This window comes from Bartonella saheliensis (assembly GCF_902162175.1).
This window is the reverse complement of sequence record NZ_LR607217.1, coordinates 1-24,799: the sequence shown is the minus strand read 5'-3', so window position 1 is coordinate 24,799 and position 24,799 is coordinate 1. Positions and strand designations below refer to the sequence as shown.

Here is a 24,799-nt window from a genome sequence, read left to right as displayed (position 1 = left end):
CCGCAGAAACAACCAAAATGGCACCATCCATCTGTGCTGCCCCTGTGATCATGTTTTTCACATAATCTGCGTGTCCTGGACAGTCAACGTGGGCATAGTGACGGCTTTCCGTTTCATACTCAACGTGTGCTGTAGAAATGGTAATTCCACGGGCCCGCTCTTCTGGTGCTGCATCAATTTGATCATATGCTTTAAACTCACCAAAAAATTTCGTAATCGCTGCTGTTAACGAAGTCTTCCCATGATCAACGTGACCAATCGTTCCTATATTAACATGCGGTTTTGTTCGTTCAAATTTGCTCTTCGCCATTTGAGCTCTCCATTTTCCGTCCAAGCCAAGGACTAAGTTAAAAATTAATCTACCAACCTGAAATTACGCGTATTTCTTTTGAATCTCCAAAGCAACCGCCGAAGGGACAGGCTCGTAATGATCAAATTGCATTGTATACTGCGCACGCCCCTGGCTCATAGAGCGAAGGGTATTCACATAACCAAACATATTTGCCAATGGAACCATCGCATTCACAACCGTTGCAATACCGCGCGCTTCAGTTCCTGAAATCTGCCCCCGACGAGAATTGAGATCACCAATAACATCACCAACATAATCATCTGGTGTAACAACTTCCACCTTCATGATCGGCTCAAGAAGCTGTGCTCCTGCCTTCTTTGCACCATCACGAAAGGCTGCACGAGCAGCAATCTCAAAAGCCAACACAGACGAATCAACATCGTGATACCCACCATCGATAAGAGTAGCCTTTACACCAAGCATCGGAAAGCCTGCAAGAGGTCCTGACCCCATAACACTTTCAATCCCCTTTTGAACACCCGGAATATATTCCTTAGGAACAGCACCGCCAACAATCTTCGACTCAAAAATAAAATCATCACCTTCATGAGGTTCAAAAACAATTTTTACACGAGCAAATTGACCAGCACCACCCGATTGTTTCTTATGGGTATAATCAATTTCCGCCATTTTAGTAATTGACTCACGATAAGCAACTTGAGGCTGCCCAACATTTGCCTCAACCTTAAATTCACGCCGCATACGATCGACGATAATATCAAGATGAAGCTCACCCATTCCAGCGATAATGGTCTGACCAGATTCCTCATCTGATTTAACACGAAATGAAGGATCTTCCGCAGCCAAACGATTAAGAGCAATACCCATTTTTTCCTGATCTGCTTTTGTTTTCGGTTCAATTGCAATCTCAATAACAGGCTCCGGAAATTCCATCCGCTCCAGAATAACAGGTTTTAAAGGATCACAAAGTGTGTCACCTGTTGTTGTCTCCTTAAGACCCGCAAGAGCAACAATATCACCAGCAAATGCCTCTTCAATATCCTCACGAGAATTTGAATGCATTTGAAGCATACGTCCTAAACGCTCTTTCTTCCTCTTCACAGTATTCTCAAGAGAAACGCCTTTGTGAACCTTACCAGAGTAAATACGACAAAAAGTTAACGAACCAACAAAAGGATCATTCATAATTTTAAACGCAAGCATAGAGAGCGGAGCTTCATCAGAAGATTCGCGTGTCGTCTCAGCTTCAGTTTTCACATCAATACCCTTAATCGCCGGAATATCAACCGGAGAAGGAAGATAAGAAACGACAGCATCCAGAAGTGGTTGAACACCCTTGTTTTTAAAAGCTGTACCACAAAGAACAGGATGAAACTGAACCTCTACGGTTCCCTTACGAATGAGAGAAACAAGCTGCTCGTTGGTTGGCATAACACCTTCCAAATAAGCCTCCATAGCGGACTCATCAACTTCCACAGCCATCTCAATGAGTTTTTCACGATACTCTTCCGCCTTTTCCTTTAAGTCAGAAGGAATTTCACTTATCACCGCTGAGGCACCAATAGAACCATCCCACTTTAAAGCCTTCATCTCAACAAGATCGACAACACCTTCAAAGTCATTTTCCGCACCAATCGGCAACTGCAAAACAAGCGCTTTAGCTCCCAACCGAGAACCAACCATTTCTACACTACGGTAGAAATCAGCACCTATTTTATCCATTTTATTAACAAAAACCATGCGCGGCACACGATATTTCTCAGCCTGCCGCCAAACGGTTTCTGTCTGAGGCTCAACACCAGCATTAGCATCCAACAATGCTATCGCCCCATCAAGAACACGCAAAGAACGCTCAACCTCAATCGTAAAATCAACGTGCCCTGGCGTATCAATGATATTAAAGCGACGCTTACGACCATCACGCCCTTCCCAAAACGTTGTCGTCGCAGCAGATGTAATGGTAATGCCGCGCTCCTGCTCCTGCTCCATCCAATCCATCGTAGAAGCACCATCATGGGTCTCACCAATTTTGTGATTCTTACCCGTATAGAACAGAATACGTTCAGTCATCGTAGTCTTACCGGCATCAATATGCGCCATAATACCAAAATTACGATAATCTTCAATTTTATATTCGCGAGCCATTATATTTGCCTTAGTTTAAAACTTCTACCAGCGATAATGCGAAAATGCACGGTTAGCCTCAGCCATACGATGGACATCTTCACGCTTTTTCACGGCAGAACCGCGATTATTAGCTGCATCCATAAGTTCAGCAGATAAACGCTCAATCATCGTCGTTTCATTCCGCCCACGTGCTGCCGAAATCAACCAACGAATCGCAAGAGCCTGACGACGATCAGGACGAACATCGATCGGAACCTGATAAGTAGCCCCTCCAACACGACGAGAACGAACCTCAATATGAGGAGCAACATTCTCTAAAGCCCGATGAAAGAGATCTACTGGATCTGTTTTTACTTTTCTCTCCACAGAATCAAGCGCACCATAAACAATACGCTCTGCAACTGACTTTTTACCATCAAACATAATGGCATTCATAAATTTTGTAATAACCAAATCACCAAACTTAGGATCTGGATTAATTTCACGCTTTTCTGCTCTATGACGACGGGACATTAGCTTTGTCTCTCAATATTATTTTGGACGCTTCATTATTTTGGACGCTTCGCGCCATACTTTGAACGACGCTGTTTACGATTCTTGACACCTTGAGTATCAAGCAAACCACGAATAATGTGATAACGAACCCCTGGTAAATCTTTCACACGACCACCACGGATCATCACAACAGAGTGCTCTTGAAGATTATGTCCCTCTCCAGGAATATAACCAATCACTTCAAATCCATTCGTCAAGCGAATCTTAGCAACTTTACGAAGAGCAGAATTAGGCTTCTTCGGTGTTGTTGTATAAACACGCGTACAAACACCACGCTTCTGCGGATTCGACTGCAGAGCAGGAACCTTATTACGTCTAACTGGCGCCACACGCGGCTTGCGAATCAACTGGTTTACGGTAGGCATGCAACCTTCCTCTTTTCGATATACATTCGTCTCACCCAATCGGGTATTTCTATTTTTGGCTCCATCCACTCCAATAGAACAGGAACAGATGTCTAATTCTACACACAAAATCGGGCATAGCTGCTAAAAACAGACTACCCGATCATAAGCAGAGAAGGCAATAGCCTTTTGCACTAGCATTTGCTTTTAATCCTCTTAACACCCGTTTAAATGATCTTTTGCTTCATATCCAAAATAAATGATCATCTCCACATCGGTTATGTTCGTGTCTAATAGCGAGAACACAGACATTCGTCAAGAACTAAACAGCAGAAAGTTTTCAAAAATCAAAATAAATTAAATTTTAAAACTTTAAATTTGCTTTTATTGGGTCTCTTGATAAATCAATTTACCATAGTAATATCGCCCTATAAACAAAAAACAACAATGTGACTGCGATAAAATATTAACACAGCAAATTAAATTGCATATTTATTATCGGATGATGAGTGCCATGAAAATAGCAACGTGGAATATTGCTGGAATAAAAGCGCGACATGAAACATTATATCAATGGCTACAGCAGAGTCAGCCAGATATAGTCTGTCTACAGGAAATTAAAAGTATCGATGAAAATTTTCCACGTGATGCAATAGAAAATCTAGGTTATCATATAGAAACACACGGACAAAAAAGTTTTAATGGCGTTGCGATTCTTTCTAAAAAAACACCGGATGAAGTGATCCGTCGATTACCAGGCAACGATAATGATGAACAAACACGCTACATCGAAGCCGTTTATTCAACAAACAAAGGTGTTGTGCGTATTGCATCTCTCTATTTGCCAAATGGAAATCCTATTGAGAGTGAAAAATATTCCTATAAAATGGAATGGATGGAAAGATTATACGCACATGCAAAATCATTGCTTGCGTATGAAGAGCCCCTTATTTTAGCCGGTGATTATAACGTTATCCCGACCTCACTCGATGCAAAAAAACCTCAAGAATGGAATCAAGATGCCTTATTTCTTCAAAAAACAAGAAAAGCATTCCAGCGTATCCTTTATTTAGGTCTTTACGATGCTATCCGAAATGTCACCGATACACCCTCTTTTAGTTTTTGGGATTTCCAAGCTGGAGCATGGCCTAAAAATAATGGGATTCGCATTGACCATTTACTCTTATCACCAGAAGCAGTTGATCACCTTATTTGCGCTCATAGTCAAACAGAAGTAAGGGGATACCCAAAACCATCCGACCACGTTCCTGTTTGGATTCATCTTAATATCAATTAAGGAAGTATAACGCTCATCTCATAAGACAACAAAAAAAATTCCACTCAAAAGAATAACTATGCTACACCATTCAAACAGTATATCTTAAGTAACTAAAATAAAAATGAATAAATGGAGGACATAAATGAAGAAATCATTATTAATGTTTATTGTAACAGCAGCCATTGGGCTCACAAGCGTCGCGCACGCTGAAAATGATACACTTGAAAAAATAAAACAAACAGGGGAAATCACTTTAGGTGTTCGTGAATCATCTGGTTTGGCTTACGCCCTTGGTAATAATAAATATGTAGGCTTTCATACAGAAATGGCAGAACGTATCATTGATGATATCTCAAAAAAAATTGGTAAACCGATTAAAATCCATTATCTTCCCATCACATCTCAAAATAGAATCCCTCTCTTAAAAAATAAAACTTATGATTTTGAGTGTGGCTCAACAACAAATGATATTGCACGTAGCAAAGAAGCAGCATTTGCTTATACAACATACGTTGAAGAAGTTCGGATTGCTGTAAAGAAAAACTCTAATATTAAATCTCTTGATGATTTAAATGGAAAAACAGTTGCAACGACCACCGGTACGACATCCGTTCAACTTATTCGTAAAAACAAACGTGCAAAAAACATTCACTTTAAGGTCGTCAAAGGAAAAGATCACGCAGATAGCTTCTTATTACTCGAATCGGGTCGTGCCGATGCATTTGTTATGGATGCCTCAATTCTTGCAGGACATATTGCAAAATCAAAAAATCCATCGGATTACGTCATTCTTGACACTGTACTTTCAGTTGAACCCATCGCCTGCATGCTGAGATTACATGACAAAAAATTTGAACAAGCAATCAATGATAGTATCCTACGTCAGATTAAAGACGAATCACTTGAAAAGCTTTATAATAAGTGGTTTATGAAACCGATTCCGCCTGCTAATACTGTTATGAACCTTCCCTTATCAAAACAAACAAGATATGCTTGGGATCATCCAAACAATAAGCCTCGCGAAAGCTACACAGAAAAAGATTTATAGAATTTGAAAAGAAAAACCACACTCTTTAAAAATTGAGTGTGGTTTATATTTTAGTTCACTTTTTAATAAATTCTGCTTATGTAGATAGACTTGATTTATCGTTCTATTTGTGAATGACTAATTTGAGGGAATATCAATTAATGGACTTTTCTTTCCTTTGTAGAGATGACCTTACTCAGACACTGGTAACAGGATGCTTGGGCACACCCGGCGTAAGTCATACTTATTTAGATACACTTCTTGATGGCTTAAAAAATACGGTTACTTTGTCCATCACTTCGCTTATATTAGCTATATTTTGTGGCATTATTATAGGAACAATGCGCACTTTACCTAAAACGTTCATCATCAATTGTGTATTTCGCACAATCGGTGCTATTTGGGTAGAAATTATGCGCAACATTCCCCTCCTAGTACAGGTATTTTTATGGTATTTTGTTGTTCCTAAGATTTATCCACCTGCGATGAAATTTTCCCCTATTCTCTTAGTAACATGCGCGTTGGGGTTCTTTACATCGGCCCGTATTGCAGAACAAGTTCGTTCAGGCATTGAAGCGATTTCCTCAGGACAACGCTATGCTGCTATGGCAATGGGATTTACAACTTATCAAAGTTATCGCTATATCATATTACCGCGTGCTATTCGTACAATTATGCCGCCGCTTACTTCAGAAGCAATGGGCATTGTGAAGAATTCATCTATAGCATTCGCTGTTTCAATCAATGAACTCATGCAATTTCAATACCAAGCAATTGAAGAAATAAGCCATGTTTACGAAAACTATTTGCTTGTTACGATTCTTTATATTCTTATAGCCTTATGCGTATTCATTGTGATGACAGCCATTGAACAAATGCTCAAAATTCCTAATTTTCAAACAAAGGGAAATTGAATATGATAAATTTCATAAGCTCTCAGTTTGGACTTTATTTCCCTTTCAATTTTTCCGACTTTGATTTTTCCTTTTTTACCTTTGATGTATTTCGTTCTTACATTTTATCAGGTTTACTCTTTAGCGTTTTTCTAACACTTTTTGCAACGGTATTAGGATTTGTTTTCGGCACACTTTTAGCGATGATGCGCCTTTCTTCCATAAAACTTCTTTCTTGGGTTGCAATCGTTTACATAACAGCGATGCGTTCAATACCACTTGTGATGGTTATCTTATGGTTTTTTGTGCTTCTACCTTTTTTAACGGGAACATCTATCGGCGCCAATAAATCAGCACTTATTACCTTTACCGCATTTGAAACGGCTTATTTTGCTGAAATTATGCGTGCTGGTATCAATTCGGTTTCGCAAGGACAAAAATATGCAGGACAAGCTCTTGGGATGACCTATTGGCAAAGTATGTATATTGTCATTCTGCCTCAAGCCTTTAGAGATATGCTTCCAGTCTTTTTAACGCAAGTTATTATCCTTTTTCAGGATACAACCCTTGTTTATGCTATCAGCGGTCATAGCCTTTTGAATGGTTTTGATATTGCTGCTAATAATTTTGGTGTAAAGCAAGAAGCTTATATTTTAGCGGCTATTTTCTATTTTATTATCTGTTTTACACTGTCACAAATCGTTTTGTATTTACAAAAAAAAGTATCCATTATTCGCTAACAGGAAAAAAAATGTCTACTCATATGATCGAAATAAAAAATGTTTCTAATTGGTATGGCGAAATTAACGTTCTTAAAAATTGTACAACCAATATTAACAAAGGAGAAGTAGTTGTCGTTTGTGGGCCATCCGGCTCAGGAAAATCAACACTCATTAAAACGATTAACGCTCTCGTCCCTTTTCAAAAAGGCGAAATTTGGATTAATGGAACACCAGTTCATTCAAAAAAAACGAATCTGCCTAAATTGCGCAGTCATGTAGGAATGGTCTTTCAGCACTTCGAACTTTTTCCCCATTTATCGGTCACAGAAAATTTGACAATTGCACAAATTAAAGTCCTAAAACGAAGCAAAAAAGAAGCACTTGAACGTGGTTTGTTGTATCTTGAACGCGTTGGGCTCATTGAACATAAAGATAAATATCCGGGACAACTTTCTGGAGGGCAACAACAGCGTGTTGCTATTGCGCGTGCCTTAACTATGGATCCACTTGTTATGCTTTTTGATGAACCAACCTCTGCTTTAGATCCTGAAATGGTCGGTGAAGTACTTGACGTCATGATTAGTTTAGCAGAAGAAGGGATGACGATGATTTGTGTAACCCATGAAATGGGATTTGCACAAAAAGTCTCGGAGCGTGTTATTTTTATGGATCAAGGAACCATTCTTGAAGATTGTTCATCTAAAGAGTTCTTTTCTAATCCGCAAGAAAGAACACCAAGAACGCAAGAGTTTTTGTCTAAAATCCTAAGTCATTAGCTGTTTATCATCGCAAAAAGCTCTCTCTACTATAAACTTGGATACAAAATGATAGAGTTTAATGATGAATGAGAGAATGTAAAAAATATTGCAAGCAGATAGTTAAAAATTCTTATTTTTTAAAATATCCGCAACCAGTGAAATCGCTGTACGTCTTTCAAATTCATTACAACGAGCAAATGCCTGTTCTTGTAAAGGGTAGATCCAATTTCTGTCTTTTACGTTAGCTTTTTCATAGGCTGCAATTAACATTGCTGTCCCGCGAATGATTTTTCCTTCTTGAATCAGCATATTTCCAAGCATCGCTTGGGCAGAAGAATTTCCTTTTTTTGCAGAAAGTTTAAACCATCGTGCTGCTTGTATAAGATTCTTCTCCCTTCCCTCTCCCTTTAGAAATATTTTTCCTAAATGATATTGAGCTTTAGGATTTCCATAGTTCACCGCAGCACGCATATAAAGACGAGTTGCATAAGAGAGATTAGGTTTCACAGGCGATTGAGGAATACCCTTTTTTATAAACCCTGCAAGCCTAACCAATGCATCAGAAACATAACTTTCATCCTCTGAGCCAAGATCAGCACCTTTTTCAATGATGTATGCAAAAAAATGATAGGCCTTGTAATCATCTTTAGGGACACCATCACCATTTGCATAGATAGAGCCAAGTTTCCAATTTGCACCAATATGGCCTCTCTTAGCGGCACAACGTAGCGCTGAAATAGCCTGTTTTATCTGCCCATTTTTATAAGCAGACATACCACGCTTAAAAAAATAAAACGAACCATCATGCAATTCTTGTAAGCTATTAGCTTCTATTATATAAGCAGTCGAAAACAATCCCCCTAAAGTCACAATAACCGTGGCTTTCTTCCATATCTGAAATCGATTGATCATTTTCCCCCTCTCTCAATGTTAATTATTCTATTTGTTACAAATTTCTTTGTAGATCTTTAAATACTTCTTCTTAGTAAAAAATACGAGAAATTCTAAAGTAAAATTTTTAAAAGAAAAGACCGATAAATGAAATCTATCAAAAGTATTCAATAAACTTAAGCAGTTATTTTCATATACAAAAAGTTGACTTTTAAATACAAATAATCACTCTATATTTTTAATACATCCTTTAACATTGTAGGATTGTGTTATCTTAAAAATTTATATGAATGCGTAAAAATCATTTAATAAAATAACCTGCACATTGAACAGCATGTCGAAAAGGGAGGGAATATATAATGATCGTTAACTTATAACTTCACGATTATCTCTCCAGCTGAAAGATGAAATTTCTCATCCCCATCAATCTGTAAACAGTCCAGTTTTTTGGTAGATTCGAACTGTTGGTCACTTCATATGCTTTGCTTATAGATAATATATTGATTTATAAATATAAATTATCATTTTTAAGTTGAATTACACGCCCAATATAAGAGGATTCCCTTCCTCTTTCATATTGAAGCAATCAAAATCACTTGCGAGAATAAGCGATAATCGGGGTTTTCAGATGAACTTAAGAGAGGATTTAAAATACTTCGAATAAAGATACTCAAAGACAAGAGCTATCAAAACATTTGAGGCTAGAAAATATAATGACCTTCTGTTTGCGCTTTTATAAACTTTACAAGTAAGATTTCTCCTAAATATTTACCACTCCATATAAAAAAATAGCACATGTAAAATTTTATATGTCTTATTGTGCTCCATGAAGATATTTTACAAAAATAAAGCAAAATATTGATTTATAATGAATAATTTATTTTTTCTTATTGAAGGAGATCCCCAAAATACCGTACATTTAAAACTTGTTTTTATGTTAAATAAACCAACAAAATTATCCACTTTGCACATTACAAGCGGAAAGAGCCTGTGTAAAAAACGGTATAAGAAAGGACTAAAAATGGCTCTTATGAACCGCCACAACTGCCAAAGACTCTGCCACGCAACATTAAGCGCTAACCAAAGTGTGTGCAATAGCACTGACTCGTTACTTCACAAGCGTAAAGATGAGGAGGTTCAATAGCTTTACCGTTATACCATTCACGAGTGCCGACGCTAAATGAGCTTGGGTGCCTTAAGAGATACCTTTTTAATGATGAACATAAAAACATCAGCTTCAGCGAAAATTTTATGATCGTATTCATAAAAGACAGAAAAAATTTCTTAAAAAAATTGATACCAACCGTAATACTGTGAAATCATCTATCAAAAAAGTAAGAATCAACCTAATCGCTCTAAAGCAACAGATATCTTCTTTTGCGCAGCACGCAATTCTACAACCCTATTTTGTTCATTTTCAACAATTTCTGCTTTTGCATTTGCTATAAATTTGGGATTATTTAATTTAAGCGATATTTTTTCAATATCTTGTTCAATTTTACGGGCCTCCTTCCTTAAACGAACACGTTCAGCCTCCAAATCAATCAACTGCCCTAATGGCAAACAAAAAACAGCCTCTCCCAAAATCATTTGTGCCGATACTTCCGGAACTTTATCAGAGAAATCAATAACTTCAATACGGGCTAACTTTTTAAGAAGTGCATCATAACGCTGCACACGCTCTCGCGTCACTTCCCCTGCTTCGACAATGACAAGAGGTGCTTGCGTAGCCGCTGGAATATTCATTTCAAAACGTACAGACCGAATCCCTGTGACCACATCAATAAGCCAATTAATATCAGCAGCAGCCTCCTCATCGATCAATGTTGCCTCTGGCCATTTTGTCAACGCAAGCATATCCTCACGTTTGCCCCCTTGTGTTTCTGTAAGAGCCCACAACTCTTCTGTCATATGAGGCATAAAGGGATGAAGAAGCTTATAAACCTCATCTAAAACCCAAGCAGTACAAGCTTGAGCCTCATTTTTAGCATCTTCATTTTCACTCTGAAAGATAGGTTTGAGAAGCTCTAAATACCAATCACAGAATGTATTCCAAATGAAACGGTAAAGCGTAGCGGCAGCCTCATTAAACTTATAGTTTTCAATACCCGTCGTCACTGCTGAAATTGTTTTAGAGAGTTCTGTTAAAATCCAACGATTAAGCGCCAGCTTTGCGCATTCTGGCTTAAAAGAAGGATCATGCTTTACACCATTCATCTGTGCAAATCGGGTAGCATTCCACAATTTCGTAGCAAAATTACGATAACCAGCAATGCGGGAAGTATCAAGTTTTACATCACGACCTTGCGCTGCCATAATAGCCAAAGTAAAACGAAGAGCATCAGCGCTATACTGATCAATAAGCTCTAAGGGATCAATAATATTTCCCTTTGATTTTGACATCTTTGCACCCTTTTGATCTCGAACAAGAGCGTGCACATAAACCGTTGGGAAAGGAACTTCACCCATAAAGTGAAGCCCCATCATCATCATACGAGCAACCCAGAAAAAAATAATATCAAATCCTGTCACGGATAAAGATGTTGGATAAAAAGTAGATAATTCAGTTGTTTTATCTGGCCATCCTAATGTTGAGAAAGGCCAAAGAGCTGAAGAAAACCAAGTATCTAAAACATCTGGATCGCGGATTAATTCAACCACCTCACCATAATGAACAAAAGCCGCATCTAAAGCCTCTTTTTCACTTTTTTCAACAAAAACTGTTCCATCAGGACCATACCAAGCCGGAATCTGATGTCCCCACCATAATTGGCGAGAAATACACCAAGGTTGAATATTTTGCATCCAATTAAAATAGGTTTTTTTCCAACTATCGGGAACAAACTGCGTTTTTCCTTGTTGAACAGCTTCTAGTGCAGGCTTTGCTAATTCAACAGCATGAACATACCATTGATCTGTCAAAAAAGGTTCAATAGGTACACCACTGCGATCTCCATGAGGAACCATATGGGAATGATTATCAACAGAAGCCAAATATCCTCGTTCTTCCATCAAAGAAATAATCTTTTGGCGTGCGACAAAACGATCTGCTTTATCAAGACTTTCTATTAACATTTGTAATTCATCTGATAAAACCAAACCATCAAAAAATGCTTCATTCTCACGGAGAAAAATCTCAGCATTTTGGGTAAAAATATTGATTAAGCGTAAATCATTACGCTGTCCTACTTCAAAGTCATTAAAATCATGGGCTGGTGTGATTTTTACCGCACCACTCCCTGCCTCAGGATCAGCGTGCGTATCACCAACAATCAATAACCTACGACCAACAAGCGGCAAAAGAGCATTTTTACCGATAAGATTTTTATAACGCTCATCTTCAGGATTAACAGCAATTCCTGTATCTCCAAGCATTGTTTCTGGTCGTGTTGTCGCCACTGTTATAAAAGTTGTCGCATCATTTGGATCAAAAACTTTACCTTCAAGCGGATATCTAAAATGCCACAAATGCCCTTGAACTTCTTTTTGTTCAACTTCAAGATCCGAAATAGCCGTTAACAATTGAGGGTCCCAATTGACGAGGCGCTTATCTCTATATATCAATCCTTGCTTATAAAGCGTAACGAAGACTTCACGAACAGCCTGCGACAACCCCTCATCCATTGTAAAGCGCTCACGCGACCAATCACATGAAACGCCAAGGCGGCGCAACTGGTTTGCAATAATGCCTCCCGTTTCATGACGCCATTCCCAAATACGCTCAATAAACTTTTCTCTTCCCATTTCTTGACGCGTTGGCTCTTGGCGTTCTGCAAGTTGACGCTCTACAACCATTTGTGTAGCAATCCCAGCATGATCCATACCAGGCTGCCACAAAACATTTTTGCCACGCATCCGCTGAAATCTAACCATTATATCTTGAATTGTCGTATTGAGCGCATGCCCCATATGAAGTGAGCCTGTAACATTAGGCGGCGGAAGCATAACGCAAAAAGGTTCTGCACCACTTTTAGAACCCGCTCCCGCTTTAAAAGCCCCACGAGTCTCCCATCTTTTTGCAACCCGTTGCTCTATGGAAGCAGCATCATAGTTTTTTTCTAACATTCTATCCATCCATAACGCCGCTGAAAAACACAATATATGATTAAAATTCGATCAGAATCGAGAACACCAAACCTCTCACTCGAGAGCCCGCAAAACCTCAAACAAATTTTTTATAAAATAAAAAACATAAAAATAATTAAGACGACTTTTTTATCGCCTTCACAATCTCTTCACGTAAAATATCTTCCAGCAAAACAGGCAATTTAGACTGCAACCATTCTGCTATAGCCGGCCGCAACACATCCTTTGCAATCTTTTCAGCAGAAGAAATACAATACGCAGACAACTCTACACGACCAGCCCTTCCCGCTTCTGATTGTGACTTCCTGATCTCATCTTCGTATTCTTTTGCTTTATAAACAGAATTCCGTTCTTCAGAAGCAAGCTTCATTTTTTGCACATCCACACCAACTGTATTATTTTCTACCGCTGTATCCTCTTTCTCTTGTGCTATCCTTCCCCCTTGATTTTCAGTAGAAAGACCAATGCGATCAGCTAAAGCTTTCATAGCATCATCAACCGATAAAGTTGTATCATAAATACCTTCTGATGCAACTTTTGAATGATCTTCCGAAGCATTTACTGCGACATCTTCATTTAAAAAGTGATCAGATTGAACCGCATTTTCTTCGATTATTTCACGAATAGATGTCAAAATTTCATCCATACTCGGCTCACGTAACACGCTTGAACTCTGTACCATACTTTACAACCTCTCAAAGACGCAAGAACAAATAGAATCATATTTTCAGTGTATGCAAAAGAATTATAAGATCAACATGCCTCTCGTGATATTTTCAAATATGCTTGTCATAAAGAGGGCGCTACACACAACTTTCTGTACTTTAAAAGAACATATCTCTACTCTATTTCCAACATATCCAACGACGGATTAACTAACTTTTTAAAAACTAAAATTATTTGAAATCAAAGGGAATATTTTTATGCATTATCGAATATATTGAATTGTTTTTAAGCCTAGATAATTTGGTGTCAATTTACCAATAGACGATTGAACACTGTAGCTTGCTACAACAGCATTACGCTCTGCCATTGCGAGCGCAATTTGAGCGTTAATCAATTGAGTACGAGAATTTAAAACATCTAATGTCGTTGCCTGCCCTACGCGATTTTCTTGAATACGACCTTTAAAGGCAATTTCAGCAGCACGAACACTTTCACGGTAAGCAATAACAGATGCGCGTGCACCTTCCAACTGGAACCAAGCAGAAGTAAGGGCTTGTCTCGTATTACTATGGGCCAAATCGAGTTGAAGTTGCGCCTGCCCAAGCTGTTCCTTCGATTGGCGAATCTGTGCAGATGTACGCCCCCCTTCAAAGATCGGAACACTTAACGACAATCCTATCGATTTAGAAACACCATCCTGACCAGCGCCACTGTAAATCCGATTATAAGATGCTGTTGCAGAAAAATCAACTTTGGGAAGCAACGCTCCTTCTTTCGCCTTTACATTGTAGCCACTCGCATCGACTAAATATTGAGCATAAAGGATTGCTGGATGCATCACAACGCTCATCTGGTAAGCCGTATCAAGATTGACGGGAAGATTTGTGGCAACGGGCGGACGTTTTAGCTTTTCAGGATCAGAACCAATAACTTGTCGATACACTGCCTCTGCTGCTTTTACATCAGCACGAGCAAGACTCAGTTCTGAAACCGCCACGGAACGTGCAGCTTGAGCTTGAGCAAGATCAACACGCCCTCCCTCACCCACATCAAATTTTGCTTTATTGGAACGAACTTGCTCTTCAAGAGCTGCTAAATTTTCTCTCCGAAGATTGGCAACACGACGCGCCTGATAGACATTCGCATAAGCTGTCACAGTCTCCAGAAAGGTATTTTGCTCAGCATTACGAAGATACTCACGTTGCGCCTGCAGCTTAACCTGAGCTGAAGAAAACATATTTTGCGTGATAAAACCGTCAAATAATCTTTGGTTTAATCTTACGCCTATAGATCCAGAAGTGACATAAGAACCCGTAAAAGACTTACTCCGCCCATAGCTTCCAATCCCTTCAACTTGTGGTAATAACCCTGATCGCGCGATGACAACATCATCACTAGCTATACGAACAGCCGCCCGTTCACTATTCAACTTAGCGTTGTGTTTATAAGCTTTAGAAAAGGCATCCATCAATGTTTCAGCACAAACAGCCTCTGAGAGTAAAAGACTCAATCCCAACAAAAAACACACCTGAAACTTCTTGCTTAATTTAAACACAATACACACAACAACAAACCCCAAATAAATGACAAAACTATCTTTTATTCATAAAATGAACAAGCACTAAAATATAAAATCAGGTGTTTTTAAAAAACAAGGAAGAGGCTTTACAGCAAGATTAAAAGCTCGACGAGAAGAAATGATTCCATCTTCTTTTATGTAGATTCGTGCTACAGCAGCATTTCCATCCCCTTCAACCACAACAAGACGTCCACTGTCTTTCATTTGATCAAAGATACCTTGTGGAATAAAATCAACAGATCCCTCTATAAAAATCACATCATAAGGTCCCTCAGCAGCGTATCCCTGCTCTAATGGACCAAGAATGACAACCACATTATCACATTGATTACGTTCCAAAGCGTCAAGAGCATGTTCAAAAAGAGACTGATTACTCTCCAACGCAATTACAGACCCTGCAAGTTTTGAAAGCAAGGCTGCACAATAACCACTATTTGCACCAATATCTAAAACAACATCTGATGATTTTACAGCAGCAAGCTGTAACAATTTTGCAAGAGATGCAGGCTTCATCAAATAGCGTGCAGGAACTTCATCACCCACTGGAAATAAAACAATATCAGTATCAAGATAGCTTAACGCTTTCATATCTTCCGATACAAAATCTTCACGGGATATCGTTAAAAACGCTTCAAGAACTGATAAATCCGTTACATCAACTGTACGAATTTGATTGTCAACCATTTTGCGACGAAGCTCAGCAAAATCTGCAACCATAACGACTATTCTCTCCTAACCCACAAAAAATAAACAAAACAGCAACAATGAAGAACTAAGATCTCTTAACACTATAGGTGTTACAAAAAAAGATACGGTAGTCAACAACCGATTCTAACAGGACAATCTCTCATATAAAAGTGTCTTTATAACTGTAGAGGGAAATAATTTCTTTATCTTATACCTCCCCTAAAAGCCGTTTCGTTTAAAATCGGCTGGAGGCCTCGCCCGGAATCGAACCGGGATACAAGGATTTGCAGTCCTCTGCGTAACCATTCCGCCACAAGGCCTCATCAACAATATAGAGGTCTCAATAAGGGAAGGTAAAGCATCCGTCAAGGTGCAGAAACTTTCTATCGCCTTTTTTCCCCCTTACTTACACAATTTATCATATTTTTTTTAAAAAAGGTAATTTTATCCTTTGCAAATCAGTATTGCTTTGCTATAGCCTCTTCAGCTAAATGATTGAGCATCGTTCCCCGGTAGCTCAGCGGTAGAGCAACCGGCTGTTAACCGGTTGGTCGCTGGTTCGAATCCGGCCCGGGGAGCCACTTCTTTTTTATCCCATACAGCAAATTCTTTTTATTTACATTTAAATATAAGAGATTCTTTAATAAGAGTAAGAGAATGGGGTCTTTGCAATAAGATAGAAATGCAATATCCAAGGGGGGAGTTTTTGCAATGAGCCTAACAAGCGATTGACCCATTAAAAACTATTGCACGAGTTTTTTCTTATGCGTTAATTTCAAAATAATTGTTTTTTCAAGTTACCGAATCTTTATCAAAAAACCCCGCATCTTTATCAAAAAACATTGTACTTGTTAGCGCTTTATAAATGACGATTTATTTTATGAAAGGGAATTATTAAATGCCATCAATAACGAAAAAAGTTTTGTATAAGCTTTGTTTTCAAACATAAAAATAATTTTTACTTTAATAAAGCAATAAAGCTTAAAAAAATACTCTTGAAGTAATCATTTAAAAAAACAGAAAAATAACAATCAAAATCATCTATATTATCGCCATACAGCTCATGCCTCCTCCCTGAAAGCAGGAAATCCCAACCAAAAAGTTTGTAAAAAATCGAGATTCTTATCTAGTAGGCTCTTCCTACTAATCACTTCATAACCCCTACAAACAGCCTTGCCTTGAATATTCATCACATCGTCATAAAAACACTGAGTGCGTAAAGTGTTATGGACATTATATAGTCCCTAAAAAGAGTGTTTTACAGCACAAACAGTATATCAATCTAAGTTGATAAGAATCTTATGAAAATCTTCAACAAATCATGGGGCATGGGCGCTTTCTTCATTGTTTCCATTGTATTGTGCATCTACACCTTAAAGAGATATCTCTTAAATCCCCCAAACCCATTTCACAAGTGCTCTCGTAAATAGTATAAAATAAAAACCATTGATGAGCACCATCTTTGACCTACAATAAAGCCATACCATCATACTATTTTCTCACGCTCTGTGTTAGAAATATTCCTTGTTTTACAAAAACTTACAATAGATACTTTATTGATTGCTTAAATATTTATCTACACGAAAATCTCATTTTTAACATGCAAACAAATAGTTTTAAGGGATCAATACAAACAGATTTAAAGTGAAAAAATTTTATGATAGAGACTGATTATTTAATATATAAAACAATAAGTTATTATGGCATAATTAATTTTTTAAATTAAGAGTTATCATTAAAGATAAAACAGATTTTTTATTTATATTTTTTAAAATAGGAATAAAGAAAATAAATAATTGTTTTTACAATAGTTTTTTTCAAAAGATTTTTAAATCAGCCCGAACATTCAAAGATTTTCATTTCTAAAAAATGAAAATCTCTCTTATTTTAGCAAAACTATTACATATTCCTTTTTAATTGAAAAGGAATCAACAAACGTAAAAAAAACTCTCAAGACATAATCTCTTTTCAAAATTTTATTTAAGCCGCTTTCTTGACTGACTTGCGAAAACGAAAAGCCTTTGCACGCCTTGCAGCCGCTTTTGCTTTTTTATGCCTCTCATTTGGAGATGAAGAATTTTTTCGCTGTAACTGTGCAGCATCATCTTTTCGACCTAAAAACCGTTTCTGACATTTAGATTTTTTTAAACGGCATTCTTTATTATTTTCTTTTTCTTCACTTTTTGGCACAATCGGCTTTTCTGGAAATGCCGCAAATTGTTCTGGAATAGATTCAGACACTAATTTCATGCGAATCAAACGCTCTACAGCGCGCAACCGAGCCCTTTCTATTTTTTCATCAAAAAGTGTAAGCGCTTCACCAGATGCACCATTGCGTCCTGTACGACCAATACGATGCACATAACTTTCAGCTTCATCTGGTAAGTCGTAATTAATCACGTGGCTTATTCCTGGTATATCAATACCGCGTGCAGCAATATCTGTTGCAACAAGGACCTTAACCGATCTTTCACGAAAAGCTTTTAAAGCAGATTGGCGAGCACCTTGTGATTTATTTCCATGAATTGTTGCAACTAAATAGCCTATCTTTGCTAAATGACGTGTGACAGCATCAGCCCCGTGTTTTGTTCGAGTAAAAACAATAACCGAATCAAAAGCTGGATTTGTCAAAAGTTTACTTAAAACATTCTTTTTTTCATTCGTAGGAACACAATATAATTTCTGTGTAATCTCTACAGCCGTAGTGCCTTGAGGAACAACTTCAATCTTAACCGGATCATTGAGTAAACACTTTGCGAGAGCAGCAATTTCTTTCGGCATCGTTGCAGAAAAAAGTGCTGTCTGACGCTCTTGATGCAAAAGCTTTGCAATTTGCTTAACGTCATGAATAAATCCCATATCCAACATACGATCTGCTTCATCCAAAACCAAAAAACGAGATTGAGAAAGATCAACACACTTTTCACGAACAAGATCTCTCAAACGCCCTGGAGTGGCTATCAAAACATCTACACCTGCTTCCATACGTTTAATTTGTTTTAAACGTGATACTCCTCCAAAAATAAGGCACGTCGAAAGATGCGCTCCTTTTGCCACAGTGCGAATTACTTCATCAATCTGAACAGCAAGTTCACGCGTTGGCGCTAAAATCAAAGCGCGTGCAGTTTTAGGAGAGCGTTTATCACCCAAAGTTAAAATTCGACTTAAAATAGGCAAGCCAAATGCCAAAGTTTTTCCAGAACCTGTTTGTGCAATCCCTAAAATATCGTGTCCTTTCAACATCCTTGGAATAGCTTGTTCCTGTATAGGCTTAGGTTTACTCATCCCAGAAATGCGTAAATTTTTAATCAAAAGAGTAGGCAAACCTAACTTTTTAAAAACATCTTCTTTTTTTATAGACAAAATAAAATCTTTCCTCAGCAGAGCAACTTTTACGAAGTCATCAGCTGAACTCTCCACTCAAGAATCCGCGCAAGAGAAATCCTTGACATTTTAAACGAAGCAACGCTTAAAAAGCGACCTGCGCAACTCATGAGTACCTTGAAATCAAGGTAAAGGCATATAACTTCACTTTAAAAAAGCTAACAAACCAGCTTAAATACCTTTACCCTCATTATCATTGGATTATGATAAAAAAGCAAGGACTTTACGAAATACATTGATCACAACCCCAACATATTGAAATCGTTTATTTCTTAATGATTGTCTCCATCGGTAAATGTACCTTGATAAAATCAGGATAAATCTCGAGAAAAACTGGATTTTGTAAAGTTTTTTGACCGCCATAAATTAAATACCATTGGGTTTTATCAAAAATCGCCAAAGTTTTATATTGAATAATGCGATCCTTCATCTCTAGAATCGTTGGAATTAGAGCATATACAGTACCGTTATCTGTTTGAAGATACTCAATATTTTTTTTGTCTAAACAATAAGCACCAGAAGGCAAGTTCTCAAATTGCTTCTGCAACTGTTGAAGAAAATTATCACGTAAAGCATCCTCTGTTGTATTCAATCGACGTGCCATCTCTTTATAAAGCCGCTCAGGCATATAATGAGATATAAGCGAAAAATCCTCACTTTTTATAGCATTATTGACATCAACAACTATTTTGGACAGTTCAGTTTTCTGTAGTGCTGTTGGCTGAGATGCTAAACTTTGTTGATTAACAATCAAAAAGAAAAATAGACTCAGCATAAAATAAAAAGTAGATTTCATTTTTACACTTCTTGTTTTAGTAAAATTGCAATTTTTCAAATAACAAAATCAAATAATGTTTGATCATCCGTAATATCACGATAGCGCCAACCTAACGCTTGAAATTTTTCTTCTAAGAGACGAAAATTGTCGTATTTTTTTGTTTCAATTGCAACCAATACAGAACCAAAATTTCTCGCTGATTTTTTAAAATATTCAAAGCGCACAATATCATCATCCGGTGATAATGTGGAAAGAAAATGACGCAATGCACCAGGATGTTGCGGAAAACTAAAAATAAAATATTTTCTCAAGCCTTGGAAACGTAAAGAACGCTCTTTAATCTCTGGCAAACGCTCAAAATCAAAATTACCTCCTGAAATAACGAGAATAATCTTTTTACCCTTTAACTCTTGAGATGGAATACTATTAAGCGCATCAATCGATAAAGCGCCAGCTGGTTCAAGAACCACACCTTCTACATTAAGCATTTCAACCATCGTAGAACAAACGCGATTTTCAGGAACTGTGATGACAGAATCAGGAGAAAAATGCTTTAAAATTGTATAGTTTAGTTCACCAATTTCAGCCACCGCAGCCCCATCTACAAAAGTGTCAATATTTTTCAGTTTAACCCGTTTTCCACTCTCCAAACAAGCAAGCAAGCTTGCAGCTCTTTGGGGCTCAACAAAACGAAGCTTTGTATTCCAACCATATTCGCGTAAGAACTTGCTTATCCCACTTGCCAAACCACCTCCCCCTACCGGCACAATCATTAAATCCGGCTCACTTTCTCCATTGAGTTTTTTCCATTGTAAAGCAGCTTCGCAGAGCACTGTCGCTTGCCCCGTAATAATGCGAATATCATCAAACGGAGGAGCCATCACACCACCGTTCTCCACCACAAAAGATTGCGCAGCTTCATAACATTGATCAAATGTTTCACCAACCAAACGAATATCAATAAACTCTTCACCAAAAATACGTGTCTTCTCAATTTTCTGTTGTGGCGTTGTCATAGGCATAAAAATCACACCTTTACGTTTAAAATAACGACAAACAAAAGAAACCCCTTGTGCGTGATTCCCTGCTGAAGCACACACAAATGCAGAATCTGAAGATATACTGCTCAGCATTTCTGAAACAAAATTGAAAGCACCACGAATTTTATAAGACCGCACCGGTGTTAAATCTTCACGTTTCAAATAAATTTCTGCATCATATTTTTGGCTTAGAAAATCATTCCTTTGAAGGGGAGTTTCAGCAAACACGTGATGCAATCCCACCATAGCTTTTGTAACGTCTTGAATAAATTTACTCATAACACTGATCATTTCATACTTTATTTATATTATACAGATTTCTTCTAGCGATAAAGAAAACCATTGTCAGTCAAAATTTCACGAAAAAAAATGAATTTTTTTTCTTTTGTCATTAATTCTTGATTCAATAAAAGATATAGCTTATGAGAGAACTCTCATCGCGGACGTGATGAAAACGGTAAACATAGCAGACTTAAAATCTGCCGGTCGAAGACCTTGCGGGTTCAAGTCCCGCCGTCCGCACCAGAACATTTTGATTTTCCTTTATTTTTCAGTAATTTGTTAGAAATCAGAAAAAATTAAACCACCTTCTAAACCACCTTTTAAAAACCCATCATAACGCTATCAGATGGTACCGAGATAGTACTAAAATACGAATCATTGCTGCTTTTTTGAAGCATATTTTGGGACTAAATCACCATACCATGTTTTGCTTCTATTCCCCAATTCCCCTCCCCGCCATAAAAGACGAGGAGATAGAATCAATTTTCCAAACTAAGCAGCTTTCACGACAGATTTTTCTAAAACCTGCTTTGCTTCTTTAATAAGAGCCTTATATTTTCTGTTCTCTTCATCTACTCTAAAAGCATCAACAAGACACACATGAATAGGACCTAAAAGATACAAAGCTTTTTCACCGGCATTCATACCCTCCCAATAGCTTGGTAAATCAAAACGTGTATCTTCATAATCAGTAGATTGGCTTTTTAACTTTTTCTCACACTCAATAAAGTAACGGCGTGCTTGTCGTCCTTTTTCATTACGTTCAACCATTGAGAGCTCTTTCGCCATGTCTAAAGTGAGGTGGTATTCTTTGCTGATAACATTTTTACGTTTCCCAATTTTGGGAAGCGTTAAAATATAGTCCTTTCCCTCTTCAAATTCATACTGATTAATACGGTTCGTAATCCAAGTAGCAAAACGTTTTCCTATTGCCAAAAACGTATGCAATTCACGTGCATTTACTGTCTGAACAGTTTCTTGATCAATAACTTGTTCTGATATTTTTATAAGAATGTTCATAATGAACTCCTATCGATTAAAGGTTTTTCATTGACATCCAACAAAGGATGCCGGGTGCTGAAAAACACGGTCGATAGTCCGTCGTTACGCTTTTCCCAAAAGGGTATTGTATAGCGTAACCACACCCGACAAAGCCATTATACGCATTTAACATACAATGAGTCAAAGTCTATAATGTGCGGAGAAAAGACTGTTTCGGCAATCTATCCGCTATCGATTCAAGGTGTTTTTCAGGCACCTTTTTCGACAATAGACACATTGTTATAAGCCTGTCAAGTCGCTCCTGTTATAAATGCAGCCCACTGTTCCAAGAGAACATGTCGTTGTTCTAAAAAATCCGTTCGCATATAAGCTTTTGCTATCCCATACAGCATTTTGATTGTTGATGATCAATGGCAAAACGGAGTGTTGATATTGAGAAGTTTTATTATACCGTCGTTTTTACAAAACGAGCTGTTTAAGCGTCTCTCAACACTTCTTTGAGTCCCGACAGAACCAGGAGGATACACCGGAATCCTATCATCTTTACAATTTTCACACCATTTCCCATCTTTAATTTTTTTATGATGAAATCCTGATTGGATCATACAAGTATGAATTATCGACCATTCATGAAAACCTAATTTGCTATTGGCTATACTACTACTATAAGGAGATAGCGCACCACACTCTAACAGTGCTTTTCCTACCTCAGTAGAATTTACACCTGGCTTTTCCCATATAACAAAGTATGTTGAAGGAGGCTTTGAGTAACATCCAGCCATATTTAATAAAGCTATGCAGCTTAATAATTTTAAAGTTTGTTTCATTTTTCCCCCTTTTTAATTGGATTTATTGACTATGAGAAAGCTTTAAAGCCTGTTGATTATTCTTATCTCCATTTTTCAAATTTGTCACTGAACTTCCAGCAAATAGCCCCCCCTTTTTTCAAAAGGGTGAGATTTCAAATCCAACCCTTCCAAATTCTTCAAAGTCTTCAATATTTTGACGCACAAGCTTTATAACTGTAGCGTAGCTATTCCCCACACCCTCTGTAATTTTTAAAGAGATCGTGACGGCAATACCATCATTATCGATTGTCACTAAATTATTCATGATCAAGCTATTATCAATAATTTTCTATCATTTTTGTTAATCTGTCTCTACGAGCAGTTCGTTACTTTGGACCTCTTCAAGACAATTCTACTGAATCTCTTTCTGTTTTTTTAGCTTCAATATAACGATCAATTTCAACAAGATCCCATTTTAAGTATCGTCCTTCTTGTATAGGCTTAGGAAAAGCTCCGATTTTTACTAGCTCTCTAATATATGTCATTGACATTCCGAGATAAATTGAGAGATCTTGTATATTGACAAGCCGTTGCAAACGCATCGACAGTAAAGCTTGTTCGAATAAGCTTACTTTTTCTATTGAGGCAGTTAATTTTTCTTCGTTCATTTCAAACTTTCCTTATTATCTAAGTGTTGAGAATAATTACAAATGGGTGGGGACAAAGGTGTTATAGAACACCTTCATTTTTCAAAGTTGTAAGTTATTTGCTAGATGTGTTTAATTTCATATTTCCAATCTTTGAGTTGTGTAAGAGCCTTGGTAATTTCTCCCCGATGACACATGCACACATCAGTTTCAAAGCAAGTAATTGCAACACGCTTTTTATCCAAAAAAAGCTTGTATAATTTTTCTATTGCATGAAAATTATCCTTAAGAGTTGTATTTCGGTAATCTTCAAAAAGATGTTCATAATCTTCTCGTGTTTTCAGATTGCATCTTTTTTCAGAGGCAATTCCAAATTCAGGCATGTGCATATATTCAATGCCAATGTCATTTACAGCTTTCTCTAATTGTCTTTTTGAAAATCCATGTTTTCTGCTTATTGGATTTTTACGAACATCACACAAAGCTTTGATATTGTTTTCCATGAGACAATAAAGGTAATTCTCAAGAGATTTTCCTTGATATCCAATGGTAAAAAAACAAGATTTTTCATCTTTAGCAGGATGTATAAAGGTACACACGTTTAATTTCCTTACATAAATGGGCGGGGGTGCTGGGAGGAGAAAGCACCCCCATAACATCAAGCGGCTTTTGTCAAAATCTTTTGCATCTCTTGTTCTATTTCTGCTAAAAAAATTTCGACCGCTTGGTTAATCCGTTCGATTTGTTCTTCATCACGATTGACGCGTTTGATCTTCATTCTCAAACCAGTAGATTTACCTACAAAGTTTGGATTATAGCTAACAAAATCACACCATTTACGTCCCGTACAAGCCATCTGGAATTGCATTTGCGCAAGATATTCAGGCTTGATATTACTATCTATAAAGAAGCGTAGATGGTTTGGTGATTGTGGGCATTTAACCTCTACTA

23 protein-coding genes, 3 tRNA genes and 1 pseudogene are annotated in these 24,799 nt (G+C 37.5%); 7 read left to right on the top strand and 20 right to left on the bottom strand.

Going from position 1 to position 24,799, the window contains the following annotated elements; genetic code table 11:
* The 4 genes from FS875_RS07005 to rpsL form a co-directional block, all read right to left on the bottom strand.
* The coding region (locus FS875_RS07005) for a GTP-binding protein (protein WP_207999939.1) at window positions 1-310 on the bottom strand (310 nt) is incomplete at its 3' end.
* Window positions 311-373: 63 nt separating this feature from the next.
* Window positions 374-2,458: an elongation factor G gene (gene fusA / locus FS875_RS07000; RefSeq protein ID WP_144754910.1), complete on the bottom strand. Its 2,085-nt coding sequence runs from the start codon at window positions 2,456-2,458 to the stop codon at window positions 374-376.
* A gap of 24 nt (window positions 2,459-2,482) precedes the next feature.
* On the bottom strand, window positions 2,483-2,953 hold the full coding sequence (gene rpsG, locus FS875_RS06995; protein WP_120122475.1) for a 30S ribosomal protein S7: 471 nt from the start codon (window positions 2,951-2,953) through the stop codon (window positions 2,483-2,485).
* 35 nt (window positions 2,954-2,988) lie between these two features.
* A complete protein-coding gene (gene rpsL, locus FS875_RS06990) occupies window positions 2,989-3,360 on the bottom strand; it encodes a 30S ribosomal protein S12 (RefSeq protein ID WP_100129594.1) in 372 nt (123 codons plus the stop codon).
* 493 nt (window positions 3,361-3,853) lie between these two features.
* On the opposite strand from rpsL, the gene xth reads away from it, so the two are divergent.
* From xth to FS875_RS06965, 5 genes are all read left to right on the top strand, one after another.
* Window positions 3,854-4,636, top strand: a complete 783-nt coding sequence (gene xth / locus FS875_RS06985; protein ID WP_144754907.1) for an exodeoxyribonuclease III — start codon at window positions 3,854-3,856, stop codon at window positions 4,634-4,636.
* Window positions 4,637-4,760: 124 nt separating this feature from the next.
* On the top strand, window positions 4,761-5,666 hold the full coding sequence (locus tag FS875_RS06980) for a transporter substrate-binding domain-containing protein (protein WP_144754905.1): 906 nt from the start codon (window positions 4,761-4,763) through the stop codon (window positions 5,664-5,666).
* Between the two features lie 140 nt (window positions 5,667-5,806).
* The gene (locus FS875_RS06975; protein ID WP_144754902.1) at window positions 5,807-6,559 is read left to right on the top strand and encodes an amino acid ABC transporter permease; all 753 of its coding nucleotides are present in this window, start codon (window positions 5,807-5,809) and stop codon (window positions 6,557-6,559) included.
* A 2-nt stretch (window positions 6,560-6,561) separates the two neighbouring features.
* Window positions 6,562-7,278 carry an amino acid ABC transporter permease gene (locus tag FS875_RS06970; RefSeq protein WP_144754899.1) on the top strand — a complete coding sequence of 239 codons (717 nt, stop codon included), beginning with the start codon at window positions 6,562-6,564 and terminating at the stop codon, window positions 7,276-7,278.
* 11 nt (window positions 7,279-7,289) lie between these two features.
* A complete protein-coding gene (locus FS875_RS06965) occupies window positions 7,290-8,036 on the top strand; it encodes an amino acid ABC transporter ATP-binding protein (RefSeq protein ID WP_144754896.1) in 747 nt (248 codons plus the stop codon).
* A 102-nt stretch (window positions 8,037-8,138) separates the two neighbouring features.
* Here the strand turns inward: FS875_RS06965 and FS875_RS06960 are convergent, their stop codons facing one another.
* From FS875_RS06960 to FS875_RS06935, 6 genes are all read right to left on the bottom strand, one after another.
* The gene (locus tag FS875_RS06960) at window positions 8,139-8,930 is read right to left on the bottom strand and encodes a tetratricopeptide repeat protein (RefSeq protein WP_144754893.1); all 792 of its coding nucleotides are present in this window, start codon (window positions 8,928-8,930) and stop codon (window positions 8,139-8,141) included.
* Between the two features lie 1,320 nt (window positions 8,931-10,250).
* The gene (locus FS875_RS06955) at window positions 10,251-12,974 is read right to left on the bottom strand and encodes a valine--tRNA ligase (RefSeq protein WP_144754890.1); all 2,724 of its coding nucleotides are present in this window, start codon (window positions 12,972-12,974) and stop codon (window positions 10,251-10,253) included.
* A 136-nt stretch (window positions 12,975-13,110) separates the two neighbouring features.
* Complete coding sequence (locus FS875_RS06950) at window positions 13,111-13,677, bottom strand: DUF2497 domain-containing protein (protein WP_144754887.1); 567 nt, start codon at window positions 13,675-13,677, stop codon at window positions 13,111-13,113.
* Window positions 13,678-13,923: 246 nt separating this feature from the next.
* Window positions 13,924-15,225 (bottom strand): TolC family outer membrane protein, encoded by a 1,302-nt coding sequence (locus tag FS875_RS06945; RefSeq protein ID WP_207999995.1) that lies wholly within the window; start codon window positions 15,223-15,225, stop codon window positions 13,924-13,926.
* 57 nt (window positions 15,226-15,282) lie between these two features.
* Entirely contained in the window at window positions 15,283-15,957 is a 675-nt protein-coding gene (locus FS875_RS06940) for a protein-L-isoaspartate O-methyltransferase family protein (protein WP_144754881.1), read from the bottom strand.
* Window positions 15,958-16,173: 216 nt separating this feature from the next.
* Window positions 16,174-16,247 (bottom strand) — tRNA-Cys (locus FS875_RS06935).
* Window positions 16,248-16,433: 186 nt separating this feature from the next.
* Here FS875_RS06935 and FS875_RS06930 point away from each other — a divergent pair.
* Window positions 16,434-16,508, top strand: a tRNA-Asn gene (locus FS875_RS06930).
* Window positions 16,509-17,907: 1,399 nt separating this feature from the next.
* On the opposite strand, the gene FS875_RS06925 is transcribed toward FS875_RS06930, so the two are convergent.
* The 3 genes from FS875_RS06925 to ilvA all read right to left on the bottom strand — a co-directional run bounded on the left by FS875_RS06925 (window position 17,908) and on the right by ilvA (window position 21,420).
* Window positions 17,908-19,290 (bottom strand): DEAD/DEAH box helicase, encoded by a 1,383-nt coding sequence (locus FS875_RS06925; protein WP_207999992.1) that lies wholly within the window; start codon window positions 19,288-19,290, stop codon window positions 17,908-17,910.
* 286 nt (window positions 19,291-19,576) lie between these two features.
* Window positions 19,577-20,107 (bottom strand): hypothetical protein, encoded by a 531-nt coding sequence (locus FS875_RS06920; protein WP_144754875.1) that lies wholly within the window; start codon window positions 20,105-20,107, stop codon window positions 19,577-19,579.
* A gap of 35 nt (window positions 20,108-20,142) precedes the next feature.
* Window positions 20,143-21,420 (bottom strand): threonine ammonia-lyase IlvA, encoded by a 1,278-nt coding sequence (gene ilvA / locus FS875_RS06915; RefSeq protein ID WP_144754872.1) that lies wholly within the window; start codon window positions 21,418-21,420, stop codon window positions 20,143-20,145.
* 148 nt (window positions 21,421-21,568) lie between these two features.
* On the opposite strand from ilvA, the gene FS875_RS06910 reads away from it, so the two are divergent.
* A tRNA-Leu gene (locus tag FS875_RS06910) sits at window positions 21,569-21,654 on the top strand.
* Between the two features lie 249 nt (window positions 21,655-21,903).
* On the opposite strand, the gene FS875_RS06905 is transcribed toward FS875_RS06910, so the two are convergent.
* The 7 genes and pseudogenes from FS875_RS06905 to FS875_RS06875 all read right to left on the bottom strand — a co-directional run.
* Window positions 21,904-22,431, bottom strand: coding sequence for an antA/AntB antirepressor family protein (locus tag FS875_RS06905; RefSeq protein ID WP_144754869.1), 528 nt, complete (start codon window positions 22,429-22,431; stop codon window positions 21,904-21,906).
* Between the two features lie 272 nt (window positions 22,432-22,703).
* Window positions 22,704-22,793 (bottom strand): annotated as a pseudogene (locus FS875_RS10595) (tyrosine-type recombinase/integrase); the annotation flags it as partial.
* A gap of 27 nt (window positions 22,794-22,820) precedes the next feature.
* Window positions 22,821-23,240, bottom strand: coding sequence for a hypothetical protein (locus FS875_RS06890; RefSeq protein ID WP_144754866.1), 420 nt, complete (start codon window positions 23,238-23,240; stop codon window positions 22,821-22,823).
* A 118-nt stretch (window positions 23,241-23,358) separates the two neighbouring features.
* Window positions 23,359-23,526, bottom strand: coding sequence for a hypothetical protein (locus FS875_RS10255; protein WP_166428909.1), 168 nt, complete (start codon window positions 23,524-23,526; stop codon window positions 23,359-23,361).
* A gap of 76 nt (window positions 23,527-23,602) precedes the next feature.
* On the bottom strand, window positions 23,603-23,869 hold the full coding sequence (locus FS875_RS06885; RefSeq protein WP_019221612.1) for a helix-turn-helix transcriptional regulator: 267 nt from the start codon (window positions 23,867-23,869) through the stop codon (window positions 23,603-23,605).
* A 101-nt stretch (window positions 23,870-23,970) separates the two neighbouring features.
* Window positions 23,971-24,447 carry a DUF488 domain-containing protein gene (locus tag FS875_RS06880; RefSeq protein WP_246067879.1) on the bottom strand — a complete coding sequence of 159 codons (477 nt, stop codon included), beginning with the start codon at window positions 24,445-24,447 and terminating at the stop codon, window positions 23,971-23,973.
* Between the two features lie 59 nt (window positions 24,448-24,506).
* Window positions 24,507-24,799, bottom strand: a 293-nt coding sequence (locus FS875_RS06875) for a YqaJ viral recombinase family protein (protein ID WP_246067878.1), incomplete at its 5' end; no start/stop codon positions are given.

Coding starts and splice junctions, on each gene's coding strand:
- fusA (WP_144754910.1), bottom strand. CDS start 2,458: ATGGCTCGCGAATATAAAATTGAAGATTATCGTAATTTTGGTATTATG.
- rpsG (WP_120122475.1), bottom strand. CDS start 2,953: ATGTCCCGTCGTCATAGAGCAGAAAAGCGTGAAATTAATCCAGATCCT.
- rpsL (WP_100129594.1), bottom strand. CDS start 3,360: ATGCCTACCGTAAACCAGTTGATTCGCAAGCCGCGTGTGGCGCCAGTT.
- xth (WP_144754907.1), top strand. CDS start 3,854: ATGAAAATAGCAACGTGGAATATTGCTGGAATAAAAGCGCGACATGAA.
- FS875_RS06980 (WP_144754905.1), top strand. CDS start 4,761: ATGAAGAAATCATTATTAATGTTTATTGTAACAGCAGCCATTGGGCTC.
- FS875_RS06975 (WP_144754902.1), top strand. CDS start 5,807: ATGGACTTTTCTTTCCTTTGTAGAGATGACCTTACTCAGACACTGGTA.
- FS875_RS06970 (WP_144754899.1), top strand. CDS start 6,562: ATGATAAATTTCATAAGCTCTCAGTTTGGACTTTATTTCCCTTTCAAT.
- FS875_RS06965 (WP_144754896.1), top strand. CDS start 7,290: ATGTCTACTCATATGATCGAAATAAAAAATGTTTCTAATTGGTATGGC.
- FS875_RS06960 (WP_144754893.1), bottom strand. CDS start 8,930: ATGATCAATCGATTTCAGATATGGAAGAAAGCCACGGTTATTGTGACT.
- FS875_RS06955 (WP_144754890.1), bottom strand. CDS start 12,974: ATGTTAGAAAAAAACTATGATGCTGCTTCCATAGAGCAACGGGTTGCA.
- FS875_RS06950 (WP_144754887.1), bottom strand. CDS start 13,677: ATGGTACAGAGTTCAAGCGTGTTACGTGAGCCGAGTATGGATGAAATT.
- FS875_RS06940 (WP_144754881.1), bottom strand. CDS start 15,957: ATGGTTGCAGATTTTGCTGAGCTTCGTCGCAAAATGGTTGACAATCAA.
- FS875_RS06920 (WP_144754875.1), bottom strand. CDS start 20,107: ATGAAATCTACTTTTTATTTTATGCTGAGTCTATTTTTCTTTTTGATT.
- ilvA (WP_144754872.1), bottom strand. CDS start 21,420: ATGATCAGTGTTATGAGTAAATTTATTCAAGACGTTACAAAAGCTATG.
- FS875_RS06905 (WP_144754869.1), bottom strand. CDS start 22,431: ATGAACATTCTTATAAAAATATCAGAACAAGTTATTGATCAAGAAACT.
- FS875_RS06890 (WP_144754866.1), bottom strand. CDS start 23,240: ATGAAACAAACTTTAAAATTATTAAGCTGCATAGCTTTATTAAATATG.
- FS875_RS10255 (WP_166428909.1), bottom strand. CDS start 23,526: ATGAATAATTTAGTGACAATCGATAATGATGGTATTGCCGTCACGATC.
- FS875_RS06885 (WP_019221612.1), bottom strand. CDS start 23,869: ATGAACGAAGAAAAATTAACTGCCTCAATAGAAAAAGTAAGCTTATTC.